This window comes from uncultured Megasphaera sp. (genome assembly GCF_900539295.1).
GTDB lineage: Bacteria > Bacillota > Negativicutes > Veillonellales > Megasphaeraceae > Megasphaera.
Window position 1 is genome coordinate 1 of record NZ_UQBH01000035.1, and the last position, 18,805, is coordinate 18,805.

Below are 18,805 nucleotides of genomic sequence, written 5' to 3' on the forward strand. Positions count from 1 at the left end.
CCTTGTGAACAGGAGTGTCCACAAGACCCCAACATTTATTATAGAACCAAAAAATGCCCATCTTACTAGTTCGGTAAGATGGGCATTTCATTTTCAATCTCGAATCAGTCCTTGAAGTAAGGCTTGAATACGGAGCGATTCGGTTCTTTATGTTGTTTTTTTTCGGAGCGCTGGTTGTTACGGAAGGTGCCGTGGTTGTTGGAATCGCGGTTTTTGGGAGCGAAGTGACGACGGCGTTCGCCTCGTTCTTGGCCGTCTTCTTTGCCATTGCGGCGGTCTTTCCGATTGCGATCGTTACGGCGATAGTTGCGGTCGCGGTTATTTTTCCCCTGACGGCTGCGATGGACGCGGAGGGGGGCTTCTTCGGTAATCTTGACGGGCGTCGTGTCCGGTTCTTTTGTAAGCAGCTTGATAGCGGCTGCGACGAGGGACGCCGAGTCATAGTTGGACAGGAGTTCTTCGGCATTTTCTTTGTAGCTGCCGAAATTGCCTTCTTCAGCCGTAGCGGCTAGGTTGCGGATGGCTGCCTGCTGGGCTCCTTCTAAGGCTTCGGAGAAGGTCGGAGCTTTGCGGCGGGCGATGCTGCGCTTAATGAGGCGTTCGATAGTGCGCAGGTGTTCCATTTCACGGGGAATGACGAAGGTCGTGGCTTCGCCGCTCTGACCGGCACGGCCTGTACGGCCGACGCGGTGGACGTAGCTTTCCGGGTCCTGGGGCAGGTCATAGTTGAAGACGTGGGTGACACCGCTGATGTCGAGGCCGCGGGCTGCGACGTCGGTGGCGACTAAGATATCGATCGTCTTTTCACGGAACTGGCGGATGACGGTATCGCGCTTGGCCTGGGTCAAGTCGCCGTGGATGCCTTCCGACGAGTAGCCGCGTTTCTTGAGGGCTTCTGATACTTCGTCGACGCGGCGTTTGGTGCGGACAAAGATGATGGCCAAATCCGGTTCCTGAAGGTCGAGGAGACGGCAGAGGATATCGAACTTCTGACGATCCGGTACTTCGATGTACGACTGTTCGATGAGGTCCATGGTGACTTCTTTGGTCTTCATGCGAATCATGAGGGGATCGTGAAGGAAGGTTTCAGCCAATTGTTGAATCGGTTTCGGCATGGTGGCCGAGAAGAGCAGGGTCTGGCGCGTGTTGGGCGTCGCTGCCATGATGAGGTTGATGTCATCGATAAAGCCCATGTCCAGCATTTCATCGGCTTCGTCGAGGACGATGGTGGCAATGTGGCTCAAATCGATGGTGCCGCGTTTCATGTGGTCGATGAGCCGGCCCGGAGTGGCGACGATGATCTGCGGGCTCTTACGCAGGCGGCGCAGCTGGCGTTCCATATCTTGACCGCCGTAGATGGGCAGGGCCTGAATGTTGGTGAATTGAGCCAGGTGGTTCAGTTCTTCGGCGACCTGCATGGCAAGTTCACGGGTCGGGGATAAGACGACGGTCTGAATTTCTTTGGAAGGTTCGGCCTTCAATATTTTTTCCAGGACGGGGATGCCATAGGCAGCGGTCTTACCGGTACCGGTCTGGGCCTGGCCAATCATGTCAACGCCGCTCATGGCGACGGGAATCGATTCGGACTGGATCGGCGTCGGTTCTTCAAAACCCATTTCGTTCAGGGCACGGATAATGACTTCGCTGATATTTAAATTTTGGAATTTCTCTAACATGTACTTCCTCCTTGTTGTGTAACTTAATTATTATAGCATTAAAGCTTGAAAAAAGATAGGGTTTTACCGGTCGGTGACGGGATGAGTGACTTTTAAGTCTGCTATTTTAAGATAAACGTTAAACCTGGACTATTTAGAAATTATTAACATAAGTTCGACGTTTAACCTTAAAATATTTTGAAAAAAGCCTTGCCAAACGGGCATGATGGTGGTAAGATACGAACCATCAACAAAACAATCCAAAATAAAAATGCGTTGAAGAGAACTAGTAGGTTCCAGAAAGCTTACAGAGAGCTGTCGGCAGGTGCGAGACAGCAGCGGCATGGAACGGAACTCCTCTCTAAGCAGCTCGCTGAAACTAAAGGAGTAGGTGGAGCCGGGGCCTGGCCGTTAACAGACAGGGGGGTATCGACCTTTGGTCCGTACCTGTAGAGTGCCTATGGAAACATAGGAATTAGAGTGGTAACGCGCAAGTGAAATCTTTCGTCTCTTTGGAGATGGGAGATTTTTTTTATTTTGATTGTGTAATGAGTTGTTTTTAATTTATTTCATAATCATAGGAGTGATGACCATGAAACACGTAGAACATTATCAAAAAGGTTATTTTATGCCGCCCGTCGTCGATATGTCTTGGACGCAGCGGGAATACCCGGAACAGGCACCCATCTGGTGCAGCGTCGACTTGCGCGACGGAAATCAGGCCCTTATCATCCCTATGAGTCTTGAAGAAAAAATCGAATTCTACAAGGTCCTGGTCGCCATGGGCTTTAAGGAAATCGAAGTCGGCTTTCCGGCTGCTTCGGAAACGGAATTTGAATTCCTGCGCTACTTAGTCGACCATAATTTGATTCCCGACGATGTAACCGTCCAGGTCCTGACCCAGGCTCGGGAACACATCATCCGCCGGACTTTTGAAGCTTTGAAGGGCGTTAAGCATGCCATCGTCCACGTCTACAACTCGACGTCCTTTGCCCAGCGCCAGCAGGTCTTCCACAAGTCGAAGGAAGAAATCAAGCAGATTGCCGTCGAAGGGGCGGCCTTACTGAAAAAACTGACGGAAGAAGCCGGCGCCGACTATCGCTTCGAATATTCGCCGGAAAGCTTTACCGGTACCGAACCGGAATATGCCCTCGACGTCTGCAATGCTGTCCTCGACGTTTGGCAGCCGACGGCGGACCGCAAGGCCATCATCAACTTGCCGTCGACGGTGCAGATGTCCATGCCCCACGTCTTTGCCGCCCAGATTGCGTATTTGTCGCAGAACCTGAAGTATCGTGACAACGTCGTCTTGTCGGTCCATCCCCACAACGATCGGGGAACCGGTGTGGCCGATGCCGAAATGGCCATCCTGGCCGGAGCCGACCGCGTCGAAGGGACTTTGTTTGGCAACGGCGAACGGACGGGCAATGCCGATATCGTGACCATCGGCATGAACATGTATGCTCTTGGCGTCGATCCGGGCCTCGATTTTTCCCACATGACGGACCTCGTTGATACGTATGAACGGGTGACCCGCATGGAAGTCCATCCCCGTCAGCCTTATGCCGGGAAGCTGGTCTTTGCCGCCTTCTCGGGATCTCATCAGGACGCCATTGCCAAAGGCATGCATTATCGGGCCGAACAGCATCAGCCCTACTGGAACTGCCCTTATCTCTACATCGATCCCCACGATATCGGCCGTACTTACGACGCCGACGTCATCCGCATCAACAGCCAGTCCGGCAAGGGCGGCATCGGCTTTATCATGGAGCAGCACTACGGCATTGCCATGCCCAAGAAGATGCGCGAAGATTTCAGTTACTTTGTCAAAGAAGTATCCGACCATGCCCATCAGGAATTGAAGCCTCGTGAAATTTACGACGTCTTCCAGAAACATTACCTCAATACGGAAAGCCCGCTGAAAGTCGAAGACTTTTCTATTCAGAAAAAGGGCAGCCGCTGGATCGGAACGGTCCTGATCCGGGCCAATGGGGAAGAAGTCGTCCTCCAAGGCGAAGGCAACGGCCAGCTCAATGCCGTCAGCAACGCCATCTGTAAGGCTTACGGCATCGAATTTGAAAACCTCGTCTACAGCGAACATGACCTCGACGGCGATTCCGATTCGAGAGGCATTGCCTACTTCGGCCTGACCGATAAACAGGGGCGGACGACGTGGGGCGCCGGCATCGACACCGATACGATGACGGCTTCGATTCGGGCCTTCGTGACGGCCGTCAATCGCATGGAAGGCATGGACCAGCGCGTTCGCTTCCGCCATTTCGCCTCGAGTCCCGATGCCGTAGCTGCCTTTAAAGCCGTCGTAAGCCAGCATTGATCATTTTTACGAAGTATCGTTTTTTTGAAATTTCATCCTTTTCTCGAAACGGCCGCGTTTCCCGAAAAACAGGATTTGTAAGGAGTGGAATAGATTATGGGAATGACTATGACCCAAAAGATTTTAGCCAAGCATGCCGGCGTGCCGTCCGTAGAGGCGGGAGATTTAATTGTATGCAGCGTCGATATGGTGTTGGCCAATGATATTACGGCGCCGCCGGCTATTGCTGAATTTAAGAAAATCGGCCGTCCCGTCTTTGATAAGACCAAGATTGCCTTAGTGCCCGATCACTTTACGCCCAATAAGGACATCAAATCGGCGGGTCTTGCCAAGATTGTCCGCGATTTTGCCAAAGAACACGAAATTACCCATTACTTTGAAGTCGGCCGCGTCGGCATCGAACACGTCCTTTTGCCGGAACAGGGCATCGTCGGCCCGGGCATGGTAACCATCGGCGCTGACTCCCATACTTGCACGTACGGCGCCTTGGGCGGCTTTTCGACCGGTGTCGGCTCGACGGACCTCGGCGTCGCCATGGCTACCGGTAAGGCTTGGTTTAAGGTTCCCGACGCCATTCAGGTTCGCTTGACCGGCGAAAAACCGGAAGACATTACCGGGAAGGACGTCATGCTGACCCTCATCGGCATGATCGGCGTCGACGGCGCCCTCTATAAATCCTTGGAATTTACAGGACCCGGTGTAGCTTCTTTAGACATGACCGACCGCTTTACCATTTCCAACATGGCCATCGAAGGGGGCGCGAAAAACGGTATTTTCCCTGTCGATGAAGCGACGATTGCCTATGAAAAAGGGCGTTTCTCCGATGACTACGACTGCGTCACCGCCGATGACGATGCTCATTACTGTCGGACGGTGGATATTGATTTGTCGACATTACAGCCTGTTGTTGCCTTTCCTCATCTGCCGGAAAATACCAAGGTCGTCGGTACCTTTGGCGACATCAAGATTGACCAGGTCGTCATCGGCTCCTGCACCAACGGCCGCTTAGAAGACCTGCGCATTGCCGCTGAAATCTTTAAAGGCCGCAGCGTCCATCCCGACGTCCGCTGCATCGTCATTCCCGGCAGCCAGTCGGTTTATATGGAGGCCATGAAAGCCGGCTATATTGAAACGTTCATCACGGCAGGCTGTGCCGTTTCGACGCCGACCTGCGGGCCCTGTCTTGGCGGTTACATGGGCATCCTTGCCGCCGGTGAACGCTGCGTTTCGACGACGAACCGAAATTTCCGCGGCCGCATGGGCCACGTCGACAGTGAAGTCTATCTGGCAGGTCCGCAGGTGGCGGCAGCCAGTGCCATTCTCGGCAAGATTGCCGCTCCCAAGGAGGTACGATAAAGATGGTTTTAGAAGGAAAAGTATGGCGCTACGGCGATAATATTGATACGGACGTCATTATTCCCGCCCGTTATTTAAATAGTTTTGACCCCAAAGAATTGGCGTCCCACTGCATGGTCGACATCGATGAAACCTTTGCCGCAAACGTCAAGGCCGGGGATATCATGGTCGGAGGCAAAAACTTCGGCTGCGGCTCTTCGCGGGAACACGCGCCCATTGCCATTAAGGCCTCGGGCATTCCAGTCATCATCGCCGCCAGTTTTGCCCGCATCTTTTACCGCAATGCCATCAACGTTGGCCTGCCGGTCCTTGAAATCGGCGATGCCGTAAATTCAATCAAGGCCGGTGACATCGTCAACGTCGACTTAGAAAAGGGGACCATCGTCGATCAGACGACGGGACAAACTTTTCAGGCGCGGCCTCTGCCGGGCTTCGTTCAAGACATTGCCGCAGCCGGCGGCTTAATCAACTATATCAAGGGGGCAAAGGCTCATGAGTAAACACATTGTCGTCATCCCCGGCGACGGCATCGGGGAAGAAATTACGGCCAGCGCCGTGAAGGTGCTGCAAAAAGTAGACGAGGTCTGCCATTTAGGCCTGACCTTTGAACGACAGATGGCCGGCGGTACGGCTTACGACGCTTGCGGTACGCCCCTTCCTAAGAAAACGGTGGAAGCGGCTAAAAAGGCTGACGCCATCCTCTTTGGCGCCGTCGGCGGCGATAAATGGGACGCCGTCGAACCGACCCTGCGGCCGGAACAAGCCGTCTTGGGCCTTAGAAAGGCTCTCGGCCTCTATGTCAATTTGCGTCCCGTCAAGGTGCCCCCGGTCTTAGCGGAATATTCTCCTTTAAAGGCCGACATCGTTACCGGAACCGACGTCCTCATCGTCCGCGAACTCGTCGGCGGCATCTATTTCGGCGACCGCTGTGAATCGGAAATTCACAACGGCGTCGAACGGGCCTGGGACCTTGAAAATTACAGCGTTCCTGAAGTAGAGCGCATCGGCACCTTTGCCATGAAGGCCGCCCAAGGCCGGCGGGGCAAGGTGACCTCCGTCGATAAGGCCAACGTCCTGGCTACGTCCCGCCTGTGGCGCCGAACTATGATCGATGTGGCTAAAGATTATCCGTCGGTCGCCTTGAATCATTTTTACGTCGACAACTGCGCCATGCAGCTGGCCCTCAATCCGAAACAGTTCGACGTCATCGTTACGAGCAACCTCTTCGGCGATATCTTGAGCGACGAAGCGGCTGTCCTAGGCGGATCCATCGGCATGATGCCGTCGGCGTCCATCGGCGAATTGACCAGTCTCTATGAACCGATCCACGGCTCGGCGCCAGATATTGCAGGTCGCGGCATTGCCAATCCCTGTGCCACTATCTTGTCGGCAGCCATGCTGCTGCGCTACTCCTTCGGCGAAGAAGAAGGGGCGGCCCTCATCGAAGATGCTGTCGACGCCGCTTTGGAAGAAGGCTGGCGCACGGCCGACCTTTATAAAGAAGGCTTTAAAAAAGCCGATACCCAGACCATGACCGATGCCGTTCTCGCCCACATCGGGACAACCATAAAAAAATAATTTCTCCTTCCGTCCTCTCTCCGTATCATACCACAGGAAGGAACAGAAAGGCAGTCTTTGCGACTCAGTTGCAAGGCTGTCTTTTTAGCGTCTTGGTGAAGGGATTGGAAAAGAGGAAGATTTGGCCTCACGAGGCGGATTTCTTTACAAAGACATTACGTCATTATAATGTATATAAGGGGCTGACGCTTGAAAGGTCGCGGCGAATAGTGTATTATGAAAAATAGTTTAAATAGATTTTCACGATTCGTGTACAGCGAGAGGCAGGATTAAGCATAGATGTTAGAATTTCCCATTAAACGCACGATTATCATAGACGACTCGAAAAAGAAGAAGGGCCGTAAAAAAAAGGCCGACGGTGAAAAGACGGTCATTCACGGTACGGTAAACCTTCCCAAGAAAGAACCCCTGAAGAAACTCGACAAGCTTCCGAAAAACGCCAAGAATCTGGTCATCGTGGAATCGCCGGCGAAAGCCAAGACTATCGAACGGTTCCTCGGCAGCGGCTATAAGGTCATGGCCAGCCGCGGCCATCTGCGCGACTTGCCGCGCAACCAGTTCGGCGTCAATATCGAAGAAGGCTTTGTCCCGACCTATACCAATATGTGGGACAAGCGTAAACTCATCGACGACTTGCAGGAAGAATACGTCCGCTCGAAAAAAGTCTTTCTGGCAACTGACCCGGACCGCGAAGGCGAAGCCATTTCCTGGCATTTGGCCCATTTGTTGGATATCGATCCCAAGGACAAATGCCGCATCATGTTCCATGAAATCACGAAAAAGGCGATCGTTGAAGCGATAAAAAAACCGGAACCGATTGACATCAAGAAGGTCGATGCCCAGCAGGCGCGGCGTATCTTGGACCGCATCGTGGGCTATAAATTGAGCCCTTTGCTCTGGAAAAAGGTCTGTAAGGGCCTCAGTGCCGGCCGCGTTCAGTCCGTTGCCGTCCGTTTAATTTGCGAACGAGAAGAAGCCATCAAGGCCTTCGTACCGGAAGAATATTGGACCGTCGGCGGGACCTATGTCACTGACGACGGATTGACCCTGACGACGGAACTGACCAAGATCGACGGCAAAAAAGCCGAAGTCCTCAATGAAGAGGGAGCCCAGAATATCGTTCACGACCTCAGTTGGGAAAGCCGCGGCGAAACGCAGGAACCCGATAAAATCATGAAGGTCGAAAAACGCAAGCGTAAACGTCAGCCTCAACCGCCGTTTACGACGTCGACGATGCAGCAGGAATGCGTCGGCAAGCTCAATTTCGGCGCCAAGAAGACGATGATGCTGGCTCAGCAGCTCTATGAAGGCCTCGATATGGGCGACCAGGGCCACGTCGGCCTCATCACCTACATGCGTACCGACTCGGTCCGCATCAACGACGACATGGTTCAGGCGGCGCGGGACTTTATTACGGCTAACTACGGAGCCGAATACGTGCCCGAACAGCCGCGGACCTATAAGACAAAGCAGTCCAGCCAGGACGCCCACGAAGCCATTCGTCCGACGTCCTTAGAATTGACGCCCTATAAGGTTTCCGACTTCCTGTCGCGGGATCAATTGCGCCTCTATACCTTGATTTGGAATCGTTTTTTGGCCAGCCAGATGGAATCGGTCGAAACGGAACACATGGCTATCGTCATCGAAAGCGGCAAGTACGAACTGCGGGCTGCCGGCTACAAGGTCCTCTTCAAGGGCTTTACGGAGCTCTATGAAGATGCCAAGAAGGATAAGACCTTGACCGAACTGCCCCATATTTCGGCTAATACCATCGTCCATAACAAGGCCGTAACGCCCCAGCAGCACTTTACCCAGCCGCCGGCACGCTACACCGAAGCCAGCCTGATCAAGACCCTCGAAGAAAAGGGCATCGGCCGGCCGAGTACCTACGCGCCGATTATGGATACGATCCAAAACCGCAATTACGTCGAAAAGAAGGATAAGCAGTTCATTCCGACGGAGCTCGGCGTCATCATTGTCGACCTTCTTAAGAAATACTTTGCCCGCATCATCAACGTCAGCTTTACGGCCCATATGGAAGAATCCCTCGACGCCATAGAACAAGGCGACGATACGTATCCACACGTCCTGCAGGAATTTTATGACATCTTTAAGCCTGAAATGGACGAGGCTGAAACGAAGATGGAAAAGGTCACCATTTCCGGTCAGGAATCGGGCCAGATCTGCGAAGTCTGCGGATCGCCCATGGTCTATAAATTCGGACGCTTCGGCAAATTCCTGGCCTGCTCCAACTTCCCGGAATGCCGCAATACCAAGGCCATCGTCGAAGATTTGGGCATTACCTGCCCGAAATGCGGCAAGGGGTCGCTCATCAAGCGCAAGTCGAAACGAGGCCGCGTCTTTTACGGCTGCAGCCAGTATCCGGACTGCGACTTCGTCCTCTGGAACCAGCCTGTCGACAAGAAATGTGACTTGTGCGGCAGCATCATGATTGTCAAACATTATAAAAAAGGCCCTGATAAGCTCTTTTGCAGCAACGGGGACTGTGAAAACCATAAAAAAGGTGAGGTAGTGAGTCAACCACTCACAGAAGAGTGAGCTTGTAAGTCAGAAAAACATAGGTAATTGCGACATCCTAAAGATGCCTCCCTAATTCTGCCTACATCATCGGGCAGTTGACGATGCCCGTTTTGCCGGGGAGATTTACTCCGAGGCAGTTGTTATCCTCTCGTAACGAGGGTGATTGTCTCCGGAAATCCACATCGTACCAAGATGCTGGATATTCATAGCTCCGATACGGTCATCATTGGATTGGTATCCGCATTGACAGCGATACAGGTGTTGGTGAGGCTTACGGTTTTCCTTATGAACAGTAGCGCACTTCGGGCAACGCTGAGAGGTGTATTTGGCCGAGACTTTCAATACTTCCGAACAATTTTCGTGAGCCTTGTAGGTCAGATATTGCTCAAGCTGATAGAAAGGCCAGCTTCTCAGGTCGTAATTCTGTTTGGCAGTTTGGGAGAGATTTGATGCTTCAAAGCTGACACCCGTCAAATCTTCCAGCACAAACAGCGTATCTTTGCCGTATTTCGTAACGAGTGTCTTAGAAATCCGATGATTTACATCAGACATCCAACGGTTCTCTCGTCCGGAAAGGGCTTTGAGTCTGCGCTTTGCAGATTTTGTGCCTTTGGATTGGAGCTGCTGTCTGACTTTGAGAAACTTGTGTCGTTTGGCCGCAATTTTTCGCCCGGAAACAAATTCGGTTTTACCTTGTTCATCGTAACTGACCGTCAGGAATCGCAAGCCACGGTCAATCCCGACAACGTGACGTACGTTCTCCCTCTGGAAAACTTCAACAGATTTGGTAACCGGAATATGCAGATACCATAGGCCTTTGAGTTCAACTAACTTTGCTGTGCCAAGAGTCCATGAGCCGTCCAGATATTTCGAAAATGACTTGCTTTTAAAGGTGCATTTTGTTCTTTTACCGAGTGTGTTGATAGACAGGCTTTGTCCGTTATCCACGAAGCTATAATCGCGATTGCGAACCAAATCCGCTTGCGGGCGCTTGAAGAAGAGGGGTTTCCAAAGCTATTCGAGCGTTTTAGTGATGTATTTCCAGCTGCCATCTTGGTCCTTGTATTTGTATGGCTTTTGGAAGAGCTGTTGCTTGACAGTCTTATAGCGAGCCATAGTCGTCTTGATGGACGATTGTGCAAGCTGCGACTTTAAGCCAAACAACACACGAAGCTCGCAATATAGTTCTTTGTTGAGGCTTTGATAAGCCAAGTTGAATTGATTGTCGAAGATGTATTGCGACACAAAATTACAAGCCTGACGATAATGTTCCGTCATTTTGCGAAACATCATCTCTTGCTCTGGAGTAACATGGATATGAAGTTTTATGGTTTTTGTTAGGTCGGACATTTTTCTCACCGGCCTTTCTGAAATTATATGGTTTTCATCAATACCACCATATCATACATTTTACTAAAACTCTAGTATTTTAAGAAAGTGAGGTGATGCGGGCGTTTCTCCCCGACCTAAGAGGTTGGCGTATCCTGCCCGCATTATAATAATGAAGAATAGTGTCTTAATTATCGGTGCCGGTCTGGCCGGATCGGAAGCGGCCTGGCAGCTCGTCAGCCGTGGAATTCCGGTGGAACTGGTCGAAATGAGGCCAGTCAAATCGTCGCCGGCCCATCATACGGAATATTTTGCCGAACTGGTCTGCAGCAATTCCCTGCGGGCAGCCAATATCGAAAACGCCGTCGGCCTGTTGAAGGAAGAAATGCGCCGCCTGGGCTCATTGATCATGGAATCGGCCGATATCAACCGCGTTCCCGCCGGCGGGGCTCTGGCCGTCGACCGCCTGCCCTTTAGTCAGTACGTGACGGAAAAATTGGCCGCCCATCCCTTGGTCACCATTCGCCACGAAGAAGTGACGGAGCTTCCGACGGATCAGATCTGCATCGTTGCCAGCGGTCCCTTGACCAGTGACGCCCTGTCCGATACCATCGCCAAATTGACCGGGGAAGGGTACTTCCATTTCCACGATGCTGCAGCGCCTATCGTTACCGTCGAATCTCTCGATATGAATAAGGTCTATCGGGCGGCCCGCTACGGCAAGGGCGGCGCCGACTATTTGAACTGCCCCTTTACGCAGGAAGAATACGAAGCCTTTTGGCAGGCCTTGACGGCGGCCGAATGTGCCGAACTCCACGACTTTGAAAAGGACGACAGCGTCTTTGAAGGCTGCATGCCCATCGAAGTCATGGCCGGCCGCGGCATCGACACCATGCGTTTCGGTCCCATGAAGCCCGTCGGTCTCGAACTGCCTGATACGGGAGAACTGCCTTATGCCGTCGTTCAGCTGCGCCAGGATAACGGCAGTGCAACCCTGTACAACATCGTCGGCTTCCAGACCCATCTTAAATTCCCGGAACAGAAACGAGTCTTTTCCATGATTCCCGGTCTTGAAAACGCCGAATTCGTGCGCTACGGCGTCATGCACCGCAATTCCTACATCAATTCGCCGGAACTGCTCATGCCGACGCTGCAGCTGCGCAAGCAGCCGAATCTCCTCTTTGCCGGACAATTAACCGGTGTCGAAGGCTATTTGGAATCGGCGGCCATGGGCCTCTTAGCCGGTATCAACGCCGCCCGCCTCCTCAATGAAAAAGAAGGCCTGACCTTCTCCAAGCGGACGGCCATCGGCGGTCTCAGCCAGTACATCTCCAGCGGCCCCAATAAGCATTTCCAGCCGATGAACATCAACTTCGGCATTATGGAGCCTTTGGGCATTAAGAAACGCATGAAGAAAAAAGAAAAAAACGCCCTCTTAGCACAGCGGGCACTCGATGAAATTGAACAAATGAAGGGGGACATGATTCATGTCTAACGGAATGACTACAGAATTTCACGCCACGACGATCTGCGCCGTTCAGCGCGACGGCAAGACGGCCATCGCCGGCGACGGGCAGGTCACCATGGGCAACGCCGTCATCATGAAGGGGACGGCTCAAAAAGTTCGCCGCCTCTATCACGGCAAGATCATCAGCGGCTTTGCCGGCTCGGTGGCCGACGCTTTTACGCTCTTTGATCACTTTGAAGAAAAACTGAATGAACACAACGGCAACCTGGTCCGCAGCGCCGTCGAACTGGCTAAAGAATGGCGGTCCGACAAGGTTCTCCATAAACTGGAAGCCCTGCTCCTGGTCGCTGACAGCCAGCGCATCCTGCTCATTTCGGGCAACGGCGAAGTCATCGAACCGGACGACGGCGTCTTGGCCATCGGCTCCGGCGGCAACTACGCCCTGTCTTCGGCGCGGGCCCTCATACAGAATACGGACCTGTCGGCCCGGGAAATCGCCGAAAAATCCCTGCACATCGCAGCCGATATCTGCGTCTACACCAACCACAACGTCATTGTCGAAGAAATTTAAGAAAGAGGTACCTTTATGGAACAATCATCATGGACGCCAAAACAAATCGTGGCGGAACTGAATAAATATATCGTAGGTCAAGGGGAAGCCAAGAAATCCGTTTCCATTGCCCTGCGCAACCGCTGGCGCCGCAAACGCCTGAGCGAAGACATGCAGGATGAAATCATCCCCAAGAATATTCTCCTCATCGGCCCGACGGGCGTCGGTAAAACGGAAATCGCCCGCCGCCTGGCAAAACTCGTCGGTGCGCCCTTCATCAAGGTCGAAGCGACGAAGTACACCGAAGTCGGCTACGTCGGCCGCGACGTCGAACAGATGATCCGCGACCTCGTTGCCAACGCTATCCGCATGGTCCAGGAACAGGAAAGCCAGCGCTATGAAGAAAAGGCCGAAGCCGAAGCCAATAAACGGATTCTTCAGGTCTTCTGGCCGAAAAAATCCGTCGTAGAAAAAGTAAAGAACCCGATGGATGTCTTCTTTGGCAGCGATGACGACGAAGACAAGGAAGAACCGAAACAGCTCGAAGAAGGCAATTCCGACCGCCGTCAAAAGATGCTGGAAGATATTTGCGCCCATAAGATGGACGACCGCGAAATCGAAGTCGAAGTGGCCGAACAGGGCCCGGGCTTCCAAGGCATCTTGACGGGCAATTCAACGGAAGAACTGACCAACAACTTCCAGGAAATGCTGGGCAGCATCATGCCGAAAAAGAAAAAGAAGAAGAAAATGACCGTCGCCAAGGCGCGGGAAATCTTCAAAGAAGAAGAACTGGAAAAATGCCTCGACATGGATACCATCGTCGACAAGGCCGTGGCCGCTACGGAAGAATCGGGCATCGTCTTCATCGATGAATTCGATAAGATCGCCGAAAAAGGCCGCACCAACGGTCCCGACGTATCCCGCGAAGGGGTCCAGCGCGACATCCTGCCCATCGTCGAAGGGGCGACGGTCAATACCAAATACGGGCCGGTCAAGACTGACCACATTCTCTTTATCGCTGCCGGCGCCTTCCACGTATCGAAGCCGAGCGACCTCATTCCCGAACTCCAGGGCCGCTTCCCGATCCGCGTCGAACTCCAGTCACTGACCGTCGAAGACTTCCGCCGCATCCTGACCGAACCGAGTCAATCCTTGGTCAAACAGTATACGGCTCTCCTCGAAACGGAAGGCCTGACCTTGGAATTTACAGACGACGGCATCAATGCCATTGCCGAATACGCCTATCGGGTCAACCGGGAAACAGAAAACATCGGCGCTCGCCGGCTGCACACGATCTTGGAAAAAATCCTCGAAGACGTAGCCTATGAAGCTCCCGATATCGACGAAAAACACATCGTCATCGACAAGGATTTCGTCGCCGGCAAACTCCATGACGTCGTTCAGAACGTCGACCTCAGCCATTACATTTTATAAAGGACGCGACTGATGAGACCTTACGCAAAATTATATCTGACCAAAAAAGGGGAACGGGCCGCGAAAACCGGCCATCCCTGGGTCTATGGTGAAGAAGTGACTCGTGTCGACGGAACTTATAAGACCGGCGATATCGTCGACGTCTACAGCGATAAAGACCGCTACCTCGGCACGGGCTTTGCCAACGACATCTCTAAAATCCGAGTGCGCATCGTATCGCGCAACGCTAACGACCGCTTCGACGAAGCCTTCTGGCAGCGCCGGGTGAAATACGCCCTTGACTACCGCTGGACGGTCATGGGTGAAACGGATTTTGCCTGCTGCCGATTGATCTTCGGCGATGCCGATGAAATGCCGGGCCTGACCGTCGACCGCTATTCCGACGTCCTCGTCGCCCAGACCTTATGCTACGGCATGGATCAGGTGAAGCCCATTATCTTCAAGGCCTTGGTCGATGAATTGGCGGCCATGGGCGTTGCCATCCGCGGCATTTATGAACGAAACGACGTCAAAGTCCGCGAACTGGACGGCATGGAGCAGTACAAAGGCTGGTTTGAAGCCGATTACCTGCCTCAGCCGGGAAGCGTCATAACGACCATCGAGGAAAATGGCATCCGCTATGATATCGACGTCGAAAACGGCCAGAAGACAGGGTTCTTCCTGGACCAGAAATACAACCGCCTGGCCGTCGCTAAGATCGCTGCCGGAAAGCACGTCCTCGACTGCTTTACCCATACCGGTGCCTTTGCCCTCAATGCCGCCAAGGGAGGCGCTGCCAGCGTCACCGCCGTCGACGTGTCTCAGGAAGCCGTCGACATGACGACGACCAATATTTACCGCAACGGCTTAGAATCCATTGTGACGGCGAAACAGGCCAACGTCTTCGATCTCTTGACCGAGATGGCTGACCAAAAGAATCGCGACTACGATTTTATCATCCTCGACCCGCCGGCCTTTACCAAGTCCGGTCACACCGTGCACAACGCCATTCGGGGCTATAAGGAAATCAACCTGAAGGCCATGAAGCTCCTGCCTCGCGGCGGCTATCTGGCGACCTGCTCGTGCTCTCACTTCATGCGCGACGATCTCTTCCGCCAAATGCTCCACGATGCGGCGAAAGACGCCGGCGTCCACCTTCGCCAAATCGAAGGGCGCCAGCAGTCTCCGGATCATCCCATCCTGTGGAACGTGCCGGAAACGAATTACTTAAAATTCTACTTGTTCCAAGTCGTATAAATGACAACGCCGCTGTTTCAGTGCTGATGCTGAGACGGCGGCGTTTTTTGGCATAAGCGACCTTTTGGCGAAGTGTCGGGGCGGGAGGAGTTGCTTTTTTGGCATGAGAAAAACATAATGTAATGAGTAATTGATATGGCTGTTTGTTGAAATTGTGGCGGCAGCGATATATAATCGGCCTAAGAAGAGAATCTATACGATTTTTATCAATCTTATGAGACAGCGGCCCTAGGCTCTTATCCCGTTTGATTGGTAAGGATGAGTGACCAGACGAAAGGAGTATACCATGAAACCTATTGAGATTGTCAATTACAGTGATCCTGCTTGTGTTTGGTGCTGGGGGACAGAGCCCATTTTTAGAGCGCTGGAAACCCATTATCCCAATCAATTTTCCATTCGTTATGTCATGGGCGGCATGGTGCGCAGCCTGAAGGATTTTGATGATGAAGTCAACGGCATTGGCGGCGGCGATGCCGACAAGATCAACAGCCAGCTTCGGGAACATCTGGCCGAATCGACGGCAGTCCATCACATGCCCGTCGCCGTCGACAAGTACCATTTGTTTTCGGAACAGTTTGACTCGACCTTTCCGCAGAATATCGCCTATAAAGCGGCCCAAATCGCAGCTCCTGACCGGGCCGACTATTTCCTGCGCCGCATCCGCGAAGCGACCATGACCGAAGGGGCTGTTACCGGCGACTATGCCGTCTTAGAGAAGCTGGCAGAAGACTTCGGCCTTCCCATGGATGCCTATCGTGAAGCCCTTAAGAGCGGCGAGGCTGAAAAGGCCTTCTGGAGTGACGTCGATGAAGCCATCGCTGCCAAGGTCAACGTCTTCCCGACCGTAACCCTGTCCGTTAACGGCAAGGCAGAAACCTTTGGCGGATACTACACCTTTGCCGACTACGTATCCCGCATTCGCAAGCTGAGCGGGGGAACGTTGGAACCCGTAGCGCCCGACGCTTCTTTTGAACACCTGCACCAAATGCTGACCGATTACCGGCGGCTGGCGGCGGAAGAAATTCGCTGCGCCTTTGCCTTTGAATCGAAGGCTGCTTTAGAATCGTGGCTGGAGCCTTATCTTTCGGAGGGAAAACTAAAGAAAGAACCGTGCGGAACGGATGATTATCTGATTTCTCTGACTTCTGTCTAATCCCTGTATCTATTTTTTATATGAATCGTGAATGAGCCGAGTTGACCGGCTTTGCAGCCGAAAACCTCTGTCAGCTCGCATTTGAAACGGAGCCGATGGAGGTTTTTCTTTTGAAAAGAAGGGGATATAAAGCATTTGGGACTAAAATAACACCGAATCAAAGTCACTGAACACTATTCATTGATTTTAATTCACTGAATGTGATACAATGAGTTCATCCCAAAAAGCTTGAGGTGACATGCATGACCAATAGACAGGTGGCGGCCCTTGAGACGCGGCGAAAGCTTCTCGATGCGGCCAAGAAAATTGTCTGTGAAAAAGGCCTGGTCAATACGTCGGTGGCTGAAATTACCAAGACCTGTGGCGTGGCCAGCGGTACCTTTTATACCCATTTTAAACGAAAAGAAGACATCATCTATGCCTTGAGCCGCGAGATGTATCAAGAGATTTTAGACCAAGCCAAGGCCTTTGACGGACCCTTTATGGAACGGTTGGTGTTCTTTATGACCAACTTTTCGGGCTATATCGAAAAGAGCAGCCTGAAGCTCTGCCAGGAATGGGTGCGCAATACGGTTGACCCTGACTTGATCGATAACGGAGAGGATAAACCCAAGGTCTACATCGATATCGATGCCGTGACCGGCCTCATTCTGGACGGCATCGAACGAGGCGAGGTCAAAGCCGATGCACCGGTAGCTGTCTTGGCACACACCCTGGTCGACGTCCTCTACGGCCAAATGCTCTGCTGGGATATGTCCGGCGGTGCTTACAGCCTCGAATGGCGGACCAAAGAGTTTTGCCGCATCTTTCTGCCGGGCCTGATGGCGCCGTACTTGGCGTAATTTTATAAGAATCACGGAAAGTCGCCTTGTCTGCCAATGGCGGGTTGAGTTGGAGCTTTTCCTTTATCGTAGATATTATTTTTAGAAAGGATGGATCATGATGACTACCAAGATTGAAAGCGTAACCTTAAATGATGGCGTAAAAATTCCGGCCTTTGGTTTCGGGACCTTCCAGATTCCCGCTGACGGCAGCACCTATCAGGCCGTAAAGGAAGCCCTTAATTAGGACTGTATCACATCGATACGGCAGCGGCCTATTTCAATGAAGCCGAAGTCGGCAAGGCCGTTCGCGAAAGCGGGATTCCCCGGGAAGACATCTTCGTGACCAGCAAACTCTGGCTTCAGGATTACGGTTATGAAGCCGCTAAGAAGGGCATCGACACGTCTCTTCGTAAACTCGGTTTGGACTACATGGACTTATACCTCATACACCAGCCCTATGGCGACGTCCCCGGTGCCTGGAAGGCCATGGAAGAAGCGAAAAAAGCCGGTAAGATCCGCTCCATCGGGGTCAGCAACATGACGCCGAAGATCTGGAATTCCTTCGTACCCCAGTTCGATACGATACCTTCGGTCAACCAGATCGAATTCAACCCTTATTACCAGCAGAAAGAAATCAGAGCCATCATGGCCAAAGACAATGTATATCTTGAAGCCTGGGCGCCTCTCGGCCAGGGCAGTCCCCAGCTTTTCAGCGAACCGACCATTACCAAAATCGCTGAAGCCCACGGCAAAGATGCCGGCCAGGTCATCCTCCGCTTTGAATACCAGGACGGAGCCATCATCTTCCCGAAGACGACCAAACCGGCTCGCATGAAGAGCAACATGGACATCTTCGACTTCGCCTTGACCGACGAAGAAATGGCTGCCATGCGTGTCCTCGATACCGGCAAAGGCCGTCACGATCCCGATGCTCCGGGCGTCGCTGAAATGCTGCTGGCCAATTTTGACGTCCACGCGGACGATTAAAAAATAATCATAGAATCGAGGAACAAACATGCCCTACATTGCCATCAAAGCGTATCCGAAAGACGAAGAAACGAAAAAGCGCGCTGTCGAACAGATTCAGGAAATCTTCTTAAAAACCTGGGGCTGCCCGGCACAGGCCCTTACCATCTCCATCGAAGAGTTCCCGCCGGAAGACTTCGATAAAAAAGTCCGGGAACCGGAAATCCTCCCGAAACTGGACAAAATGATGATCCTCGACGGAGAAAAAAAGTATAAGTAGAAACGAGAAAGGACCGATACCTGAATGGTGTCGGCCCTTTTTCAGTTATTGGCGCCGAATAGGCATGATAAAACCCCCAGTTACACTGGGGGTAAGTAAA

The 18,805-nt window shown here is 52.5% G+C and carries 15 protein-coding genes, 1 pseudogene and 1 other annotated feature; of the genes and pseudogenes, 14 read left to right on the top strand and 2 right to left on the bottom strand.

All coding sequences use genetic code 11. From position 1 onward, the window contains the following. Window positions 1–104: 104 nt before the first annotated feature. Window positions 105–1,676 (bottom strand): DEAD/DEAH box helicase, encoded by a 1,572-nt coding sequence (locus QZQ46_RS09815; protein ID WP_296829394.1) that lies wholly within the window; start codon window positions 1,674–1,676, stop codon window positions 105–107. Between the two features lie 246 nt (window positions 1,677–1,922). Beyond that, window positions 1,923–2,170: a binding site (T-box leader), on the top strand. A 77-nt stretch (window positions 2,171–2,247) separates the two neighbouring features. Between QZQ46_RS09815 and QZQ46_RS09820 the strand changes: the two genes are divergently transcribed. The 5 genes from QZQ46_RS09820 to topA all read left to right on the top strand — a co-directional run bounded on the left by QZQ46_RS09820 (window position 2,248) and on the right by topA (window position 9,483). Next, the gene (locus QZQ46_RS09820; RefSeq protein WP_296829397.1) at window positions 2,248–3,990 is read left to right on the top strand and encodes a 2-isopropylmalate synthase; all 1,743 of its coding nucleotides are present in this window, start codon (window positions 2,248–2,250) and stop codon (window positions 3,988–3,990) included. 96 nt (window positions 3,991–4,086) lie between these two features. Beyond that, window positions 4,087–5,346, top strand: coding sequence for a 3-isopropylmalate dehydratase large subunit (gene leuC / locus QZQ46_RS09825; RefSeq protein ID WP_296829400.1), 1,260 nt, complete (start codon window positions 4,087–4,089; stop codon window positions 5,344–5,346). Between the two features lie 2 nt (window positions 5,347–5,348). Then, window positions 5,349–5,846, top strand: a complete 498-nt coding sequence (leuD, locus tag QZQ46_RS09830; protein ID WP_296829403.1) for a 3-isopropylmalate dehydratase small subunit — start codon at window positions 5,349–5,351, stop codon at window positions 5,844–5,846. Continuing rightward, window positions 5,839–6,924, top strand: coding sequence for a 3-isopropylmalate dehydrogenase (leuB, locus tag QZQ46_RS09835; protein WP_296829407.1), 1,086 nt, complete (start codon window positions 5,839–5,841; stop codon window positions 6,922–6,924). The genes leuD and leuB overlap by 8 nt, the downstream gene beginning before the upstream one ends. Before the next feature lie 279 nt (window positions 6,925–7,203). Next, on the top strand, window positions 7,204–9,483 hold the full coding sequence (topA, locus tag QZQ46_RS09840; protein WP_296829410.1) for a type I DNA topoisomerase: 2,280 nt from the start codon (window positions 7,204–7,206) through the stop codon (window positions 9,481–9,483). Window positions 9,484–9,588: 105 nt separating this feature from the next. Here the strand turns inward: topA and QZQ46_RS09845 are convergent. Further along, window positions 9,589–10,464 (bottom strand): annotated as a pseudogene (locus QZQ46_RS09845) (RNA-guided endonuclease TnpB family protein); the annotation flags it as partial. 502 nt (window positions 10,465–10,966) lie between these two features. Between QZQ46_RS09845 and trmFO the strand changes: the two are divergent. The 9 genes from trmFO to QZQ46_RS09890 all read left to right on the top strand — a co-directional run bounded on the left by trmFO (window position 10,967) and on the right by QZQ46_RS09890 (window position 18,705). Beyond that, window positions 10,967–12,289, top strand: coding sequence for a methylenetetrahydrofolate--tRNA-(uracil(54)-C(5))-methyltransferase (FADH(2)-oxidizing) TrmFO (gene trmFO / locus QZQ46_RS09850; protein WP_296829413.1), 1,323 nt, complete (start codon window positions 10,967–10,969; stop codon window positions 12,287–12,289). A gap of 4 nt (window positions 12,290–12,293) precedes the next feature. Next, window positions 12,294–12,833 carry an ATP-dependent protease subunit HslV gene (hslV, locus tag QZQ46_RS09855; RefSeq protein WP_366134815.1) on the top strand — a complete coding sequence of 180 codons (540 nt, stop codon included), beginning with the start codon at window positions 12,294–12,296 and terminating at the stop codon, window positions 12,831–12,833. Window positions 12,834–12,848: 15 nt separating this feature from the next. Beyond that, complete coding sequence (gene hslU / locus QZQ46_RS09860) at window positions 12,849–14,246, top strand: ATP-dependent protease ATPase subunit HslU (RefSeq protein WP_296829418.1); 1,398 nt, start codon at window positions 12,849–12,851, stop codon at window positions 14,244–14,246. 12 nt (window positions 14,247–14,258) lie between these two features. After that, window positions 14,259–15,482 carry a class I SAM-dependent rRNA methyltransferase gene (locus tag QZQ46_RS09865; protein WP_296829422.1) on the top strand — a complete coding sequence of 408 codons (1,224 nt, stop codon included), beginning with the start codon at window positions 14,259–14,261 and terminating at the stop codon, window positions 15,480–15,482. Window positions 15,483–15,768: 286 nt separating this feature from the next. Beyond that, the gene (locus QZQ46_RS09870; protein ID WP_296829425.1) at window positions 15,769–16,635 is read left to right on the top strand and encodes a DsbA family protein; all 867 of its coding nucleotides are present in this window, start codon (window positions 15,769–15,771) and stop codon (window positions 16,633–16,635) included. A 242-nt stretch (window positions 16,636–16,877) separates the two neighbouring features. Beyond that, window positions 16,878–17,477: a TetR/AcrR family transcriptional regulator gene (locus QZQ46_RS09875; RefSeq protein ID WP_296829427.1), complete on the top strand. Its 600-nt coding sequence runs from the start codon at window positions 16,878–16,880 to the stop codon at window positions 17,475–17,477. Window positions 17,478–17,574: 97 nt separating this feature from the next. Next, on the top strand, window positions 17,575–17,703 hold the full coding sequence (locus tag QZQ46_RS09880) for a hypothetical protein (protein ID WP_296829430.1): 129 nt from the start codon (window positions 17,575–17,577) through the stop codon (window positions 17,701–17,703). An 11-nt stretch (window positions 17,704–17,714) separates the two neighbouring features. Further along, complete coding sequence (locus QZQ46_RS09885) at window positions 17,715–18,446, top strand: aldo/keto reductase (RefSeq protein WP_296829434.1); 732 nt, start codon at window positions 17,715–17,717, stop codon at window positions 18,444–18,446. Between the two features lie 28 nt (window positions 18,447–18,474). Further along, window positions 18,475–18,705 carry a hypothetical protein gene (locus tag QZQ46_RS09890; RefSeq protein ID WP_292280754.1) on the top strand — a complete coding sequence of 77 codons (231 nt, stop codon included), beginning with the start codon at window positions 18,475–18,477 and terminating at the stop codon, window positions 18,703–18,705. Window positions 18,706–18,805 lie beyond the last annotated feature (100 nt).

Excerpts from the sequence above, each read along its gene's own strand:
- QZQ46_RS09815 (WP_296829394.1), bottom strand. The coding sequence starts at position 1,676 with ATGTTAGAGAAATTCCAAAATTTAAATATCAGCGAAGTCATTATCCGT.
- QZQ46_RS09820 (WP_296829397.1), top strand. The coding sequence starts at position 2,248 with ATGAAACACGTAGAACATTATCAAAAAGGTTATTTTATGCCGCCCGTC.
- leuC (WP_296829400.1), top strand. The coding sequence starts at position 4,087 with ATGGGAATGACTATGACCCAAAAGATTTTAGCCAAGCATGCCGGCGTG.
- leuD (WP_296829403.1), top strand. The coding sequence starts at position 5,349 with ATGGTTTTAGAAGGAAAAGTATGGCGCTACGGCGATAATATTGATACG.
- leuB (WP_296829407.1), top strand. The coding sequence starts at position 5,839 with ATGAGTAAACACATTGTCGTCATCCCCGGCGACGGCATCGGGGAAGAA.
- topA (WP_296829410.1), top strand. The coding sequence starts at position 7,204 with ATGTTAGAATTTCCCATTAAACGCACGATTATCATAGACGACTCGAAA.
- trmFO (WP_296829413.1), top strand. The coding sequence starts at position 10,967 with ATGAAGAATAGTGTCTTAATTATCGGTGCCGGTCTGGCCGGATCGGAA.
- hslV (WP_366134815.1), top strand. The coding sequence starts at position 12,294 with ATGACTACAGAATTTCACGCCACGACGATCTGCGCCGTTCAGCGCGAC.
- hslU (WP_296829418.1), top strand. The coding sequence starts at position 12,849 with ATGGAACAATCATCATGGACGCCAAAACAAATCGTGGCGGAACTGAAT.
- QZQ46_RS09865 (WP_296829422.1), top strand. The coding sequence starts at position 14,259 with ATGAGACCTTACGCAAAATTATATCTGACCAAAAAAGGGGAACGGGCC.
- QZQ46_RS09870 (WP_296829425.1), top strand. The coding sequence starts at position 15,769 with ATGAAACCTATTGAGATTGTCAATTACAGTGATCCTGCTTGTGTTTGG.
- QZQ46_RS09875 (WP_296829427.1), top strand. The coding sequence starts at position 16,878 with ATGACCAATAGACAGGTGGCGGCCCTTGAGACGCGGCGAAAGCTTCTC.
- QZQ46_RS09880 (WP_296829430.1), top strand. The coding sequence starts at position 17,575 with ATGATGACTACCAAGATTGAAAGCGTAACCTTAAATGATGGCGTAAAA.
- QZQ46_RS09890 (WP_292280754.1), top strand. The coding sequence starts at position 18,475 with ATGCCCTACATTGCCATCAAAGCGTATCCGAAAGACGAAGAAACGAAA.